We start from the raw sequence: 5,540 nt of genomic DNA on the forward strand, positions 1-5,540 counted from the left end.
TCAATTAAAGGAAGCCGCAGAACGTAATCCCTTTCAATATCCTATCTGTCAGAGTCAGTTTATCAGCTTGCGGCTGTATATCCAGATGCTTTTTCAATACCAAGAGCACCTATCCAAGCTCAAAGAAGAGATAGATGCCTTGGCTAAAACATTTGAAGAATATGAATTAATCCGATCGATCCCCGGTATTGGGAATAAAATTGCCGCCACAATTACTTCCGAGACGGGGAACATCGACCAATTCAATCACCCAAAAAAGCTTGTTGCCTATGCAGGTATTGATCCTAGCGTTTTTGAATCAGGCAAGTTTAAAGCCTCGATCAATTGCATTACGAAAAGAGGTTCATCAAGGCTGCGTCAGGCCCTTTACACAGCTGTGCAATGTGGTTTGGCCAAAAATCGCAATAAGAAACTTATATCCTTTTATGATCGCAAAAGAAACGAGGGCAAACCACACAAGGTCGCTGTGATTGCCTGTGCCAATAAACTCGTTCACTGGATACATGCCATGTTAAAACACCAGGAAGTCTTTGTAGACCAACCCTTAGAAACGATTTAAATTAACAATATTCCGAAACCTTACCGGTACAACGGTAAGGTTAATTGGCATGCCCAATTTTAGTGTAACATGTTTCATTGAACTTTTTTACCTTTAAATGTTGACAACTATTAGCTGGTATTGTTTAAGAGTCACAACTGGTTTTAATTACAACCGTATTATAAAATAAACGACTTTTTATTAATAACAAATCTACGATGTTAAAGATGTGTTCAAGGGAATGGAAGATTCCACAAGGGAAATAAATTTATTAAAAGCCTGTGTTTTTACGATATCTTTGTGATTGATAAACTTTGTGGAAATCATCCCGTATTCTTGTGGCAATATAAAACGTTTAATATTTTCACTCTTGTCAATCTTGTCTGCTACTGTTTTAGGCAAGAGTGAAATACCCAGTCCAGCCTTTATACATCCTATTACGCCATCCAATGTGTTCAATTCCATCATCTTTGTGGGTCTAATTCCTTTGGATACCAACCACTTCTCCAATATATCCCTGTAAAAACAGCCGGACTTAAATACAATGAACATTTGATTTTTCAGTTGCTCAAAGTCTGTACTAGAAAGAACATTCTTCTTTGAAACCAGCACCAGCTCTTCTTCGAAAACCTCGATCGTTTCCAATTCCGGATGATTGACTTCCCCCGCTACAAAAGCTCCTTCAATTTCACGATTCAGAGCTGTTTTTATAAGGTCTTCTGTCGTACCGGTTTGAAGAGATAATACCACTTGCGGGCATTGATCATGGTAGGCCGACAAAATATCCGGTAATCGAATAGCTGCTGTTGTTTCCATTGAACCAATGGACAAAGATCCATTCGGCTCACTGGAGTGCTTTAACGCTTTTTCAGCATCATTCATCAGATGAAGAACTTGTTCTGCATAATCTAAAAGAACTTTGCCGGTTGAGGTCAAACCAACACCATGTTTATGACGATAAAATAGCTTGGTATCATAATTTTTCTCGAGTCGTTTAATTTTTGCAGTAACATTGGACTGGACGAAATTCAAACTCTCAGCCGCTTTCGTAATGTTCGCTTCCTGTGCCACTATTTTGAAAACACGAAGGTCTTCCAAATTCATGTTTAAAACCCCTTCAAGTTTAAGGTATCAATATTTTTGATGGTAAAAAACAAAAAATATCATTTTACGTATTATCTCACCACAATTATAATCAACATAAAGGATTTTGAAAACCCTTTTAAATCATCCGCAACAACCGTTAGGAGGAACGAGTATATATGTGGCATGAGAACAAGTTTACTCAGGAAATAGGCATCAAATATCCGATTATTCAAGCCGGTATGGCTGGAGGTGTTACAACACCTGAATTAGTCGGTACAGTTTCCAATGCTGGTGGTCTCGGAACATTGGGTGCGGGATATATGAGTCCGGACGACATCGATCAAAGTATTCAGAAAATCAAACAATTAACCCCAAATCCCTTTGGCGTTAATGTATTTATTCCGGAATTTCCGGAAGTTTCGGATGGACAAATTGAAAAATCCAATCAATTAATGAGCCCTTTTCGGGAAGAATTAAATTTGAAAACCAAACAAACACCGAAACAATCCAAATCTCTTTTTGACAAACAGATGGATGTGATTCTGAAACATAAAGTTCCTGTTTGTAGTTTTACATTTGGTGTTCCTTCTAAAGAGACGGTACAAAAATTAAAAAGAGAAAATATAATTGTGATTGGAACGGCAACAACTGTTAATGAAGCTATAATCAATGAGGAAAACGGAATGGACATGGTAGTTGTACAAGGAAGTGAGGCTGGAGGACATCGAGGTACTTTTTTCTCGCCTTTTGAAAATGCTATGATTGGAACAATGGCGCTTGTTCCTCAGGTGGCTGATCATGTTGATATACCAGTCATTGCTGCTGGTGGCATTATGGATAGTCGAGGTGTTTTAGCTTCTATTGTCTTAGGTGCTCAAGCGGTTCAGATGGGAACAGCTTTTGTCACCAGTTCAGAAAGTGGTGCAAAAGAACAACATAAAGACGCCATAATGAATACAACTGAAGAACAACCAGTTATAACCTCTGCTTTTAGTGGTAAACCTGCAAGAGGGATTCAGAATCAATTTATTCTAAAAATGAAAGATTACGAAGATAATTTACCTGGTTATCCAGTTCAAAACTCATTAACAAAAGATATACGAAAAGAAGCAGCCAAACAAAACAGGCCAGAATGGATGTCACTTTGGTCTGGTCAAAATCCCCGTTTAAGTCAAAAGGAGTCTGCCAATGACATCATGGTTAATATTGTAGCGGACGTTACTTCCCAGATTAGTGCTATATCGAAACATGGTAAATAAGGTTATAATAATAAAATCGGGGTTTATTCTAACAGCCGGTACTACTTCTTTTAATTATATTGGCTATCTTTAATTCACTCTCTTAATCACCAATTATAACATTAAAAGGGCGCTTCTTTATTCCGTTAAAGCGCCCGATTGTTGCAATTGGCTTTCTTCAAAAATTTTCGGACTTAGCATGATAAGTATACTCATGACTTGGCTTTCCCCCGAAAAAATCGGCATTTTCTTCAAAACTTATATATTCAAGTCCTAATCGTTTAACTAATTCAATTGATTTGGTATTTCTAGTATCCATGCAGGCTTCAAATTCAATAACCCCATATTCCTTTATTATTTTTTTGATCATTAACGACAAAGCTTTTGTAGCATATCCCCTTCCCCAATAATTTGAGTTTAGAAGATAAGCAACCGATGCCTTTTTACTGTTCATGAATATAGTCGCTTGAAGGGTACCGATATATTGTGATATCTCACTATCATACACCGCATAATTTAACCAGAGTTCAGCTAAATGGGATGGTGCTCCTTGAGATAAAGTATCAAATTTATCTGTAAGTGCTTCCTTGTTTGTTGGTGGATCTTCAGGGATATAAGTATAAATCTTTGGGTCCTTTAATACCTCAAATAATTTTGAAGCATGATCTTTTTTTAATGGCTCTATTATTAATGAATTTAAAGCACCTTTATCACTCATGTAAGTCCCTCCATCGCTATATTTATCACATGATGTCTATGCCACAGTGTCGCCCAGTGATGCAATATCAGCACCAATGCTCATTAAAAATTAGCACCCGTTAACGGAATAAAAATTAAACAGATTTGAAGTCTCGTCCAATAAAACTAGCTGAGACTGGACTTAATTCTAATTCTCTTGCCCAAACAGAAAGCTGACCAATATGATGAATTTCGTGAGCAATTATATGATGTAATATTTCACTTTTTGTATAAGTATCTTCATCCCAGGGAATAGATACAAGTTTATTATTATTTTCATCTGAATTTGTTGGTATAGACTCAACTATGTCATTACGAAATTTATCTGAAAGAGATTTAAGTTTTTCGACGCTATTGTAATCATCAAATTGAACTACCACATCATCTTTACCTTCAATAGCACGAAGCCAACTATATTCCACATCAATTATATGAAAGAGGGTATATAAAATACTTCCTACTCCGCCAATACGATCTTTTAACAAATCTTCGGTTGTTAATTGATTACACCATTTAAACCATTCGTCTCTTACCTGCCAATTATATTCGAAGAACTTTATCATTGTAAACAAACACTCCAAAATTTATTGTTGGTCTAATAAGGTATTAGCTTTTTAGTACTTAAAATTCTTATTAAATTAAATGGACCTAATAAACCAAGAAAAAGCACAAGTCTTATTCAATTCTTGCGCCCGATTAAAGAACATTAACATTTAATATTTTCTAAACATACCCTGTGATCTAGGGTAGGTGTACTTGAAACCAAACTGTTTATAAAGATTGTCAGCTGGACCATCAGCGATAAGGCTTACATAGGAACCGGGATACGTATTCTGATCTAAAAAGTTCATTAGATGCTTCATAATTACCTTTGCTAACCCTTGGCCTTGATAGCTCGGTTTTACTACAATATCCACAATCTGAAAAAAAGCACCGCCATCACCGATTATACGCCCCATACCTATTAAGGTTTTTTCATCGTAAATACACACTGCAAACAATGAATTTTTTAAACCAACAGTTGCAGCTTCTTGTGACTTCCCACTTATGCCACCTTCTAATCGCAAATCGTTGTATAATGTTGGCGTTGGTGGATCATAAACAATATTGAATTCATCATCCATTTTATCTTTCCTCCGTTTACTTGAGTCGTTAGTTATTTTTATAACTGGTGTCTTTTTCCAAAACGGCCTGATATTGGACGCTTTTTTAATTCCGCTAAAGCGCCCGATTCTGGCACATTTAATCCATAAAGTTAAAGATATCATCATTACCATTAAGATGTATAATTTTATCCGCAAACTGTGTGTTCTCAACAAAATCAGGCAGAAATTCCTGGTTATATTTTTTGTTCCATTCTAATAAATCTTTGAGGCTTTCAATTGTTTCTTTTTTTGTTGAAGGTAATATCCCCATCTTTCTTTTATGATACCTACTCCAAATTCTTTCTTCTTGTGTTTGGATTGGAGTCTTTAGTATAAATATCTTATCTGCCAGTTCAAAACTTGGAATTACCCATTTAAGATAAACTCCTTCTATAACCCATGAGGGCTGCATCACAAAGTTTTTTAATTTATTATCCCTAACACTTACCGAAGCCTTAACGCCATACTGATCAGTGCTGTTTTCCCAAAAAATATCATCTAAGTCCATATGTGGTATATTAAACTTTTTACTTAGTTGCGATGCCATATATGTCTTCCCACTTCCAGAACCACCTATAATATGTATTCTAATAATAAATCCCCCTTGAAACCCCAACTCAAATAAGATTTGTTCAACATAATGGCCCGATTCAGGCACAGTGCTTCTTCCACAACTGCGCCCGTTTGAGGAAGATCATGGCAGATGGGCATGAGCGCTTTATCTATTATCAAATAAAAAATAAAGAGAGGCTGCATGATTAACAGCCCCCCTATACGATCGACGAATTATTTTTC

At 36.2% G+C, this 5,540-nt stretch carries 7 protein-coding genes; 2 read left to right on the plus strand and 5 right to left on the minus strand.

The features are described 5' to 3' along the window. Window positions 1-559 (plus strand): IS110 family RNA-guided transposase (locus tag CEG13_RS08945; RefSeq protein WP_143469659.1); only part of this gene is annotated, 559 nt, incomplete at its 5' end. A 192-nt stretch (window positions 560-751) separates the two neighbouring features. Here CEG13_RS08945 and CEG13_RS08950 read toward each other — a convergent pair. Beyond that, window positions 752-1,642, minus strand: a complete 891-nt coding sequence (locus CEG13_RS08950) for a LysR family transcriptional regulator (protein ID WP_100011542.1) — start codon at window positions 1,640-1,642, stop codon at window positions 752-754. A 158-nt stretch (window positions 1,643-1,800) separates the two neighbouring features. On the opposite strand from CEG13_RS08950, the gene CEG13_RS08955 reads away from it, so the two are divergent. Further along, entirely contained in the window at window positions 1,801-2,883 is a 1,083-nt protein-coding gene (locus tag CEG13_RS08955; RefSeq protein WP_100011543.1) for an NAD(P)H-dependent flavin oxidoreductase, read from the plus strand. Between the two features lie 157 nt (window positions 2,884-3,040). Here CEG13_RS08955 and CEG13_RS08960 read toward each other — a convergent pair whose 3' ends face one another. The 4 genes from CEG13_RS08960 to CEG13_RS08975 form a co-directional block, all read right to left on the minus strand. After that, window positions 3,041-3,580: a GNAT family N-acetyltransferase gene (locus CEG13_RS08960; RefSeq protein WP_100011544.1), complete on the minus strand. Its 540-nt coding sequence runs from the start codon at window positions 3,578-3,580 to the stop codon at window positions 3,041-3,043. Between the two features lie 115 nt (window positions 3,581-3,695). Continuing rightward, window positions 3,696-4,163, minus strand: a complete 468-nt coding sequence (locus CEG13_RS08965; protein WP_100011545.1) for a DinB family protein — start codon at window positions 4,161-4,163, stop codon at window positions 3,696-3,698. Between the two features lie 150 nt (window positions 4,164-4,313). Beyond that, window positions 4,314-4,724: a GNAT family N-acetyltransferase gene (locus CEG13_RS08970; RefSeq protein WP_100011546.1), complete on the minus strand. Its 411-nt coding sequence runs from the start codon at window positions 4,722-4,724 to the stop codon at window positions 4,314-4,316. A 118-nt stretch (window positions 4,725-4,842) separates the two neighbouring features. Beyond that, the gene (locus CEG13_RS08975; RefSeq protein ID WP_100011547.1) at window positions 4,843-5,403 is read right to left on the minus strand and encodes a P-loop NTPase family protein; all 561 of its coding nucleotides are present in this window, start codon (window positions 5,401-5,403) and stop codon (window positions 4,843-4,845) included. Between the last annotated feature and the right edge of the window lie 137 nt (window positions 5,404-5,540).

The organism is Lentibacillus sediminis, assembly GCF_002763455.1.
In the GTDB taxonomy this organism is placed as follows: domain Bacteria; phylum Bacillota; class Bacilli; order Bacillales; family Amphibacillaceae; genus Lentibacillus_D; species Lentibacillus_D sediminis_A.

What these genes read in the sequence shown, in the direction of transcription:
- CEG13_RS08950 (WP_100011542.1), bottom strand. Translation starts at nt 1,642, where the DNA reads ATGAATTTGGAAGACCTTCGTGTTTTCAAAATAGTGGCACAGGAAGCG.
- CEG13_RS08955 (WP_100011543.1), top strand. Translation starts at nt 1,801, where the DNA reads ATGTGGCATGAGAACAAGTTTACTCAGGAAATAGGCATCAAATATCCG.
- CEG13_RS08960 (WP_100011544.1), bottom strand. Translation starts at nt 3,580, where the DNA reads ATGAGTGATAAAGGTGCTTTAAATTCATTAATAATAGAGCCATTAAAA.
- CEG13_RS08965 (WP_100011545.1), bottom strand. Translation starts at nt 4,163, where the DNA reads ATGATAAAGTTCTTCGAATATAATTGGCAGGTAAGAGACGAATGGTTT.
- CEG13_RS08970 (WP_100011546.1), bottom strand. Translation starts at nt 4,724, where the DNA reads ATGGATGATGAATTCAATATTGTTTATGATCCACCAACGCCAACATTA.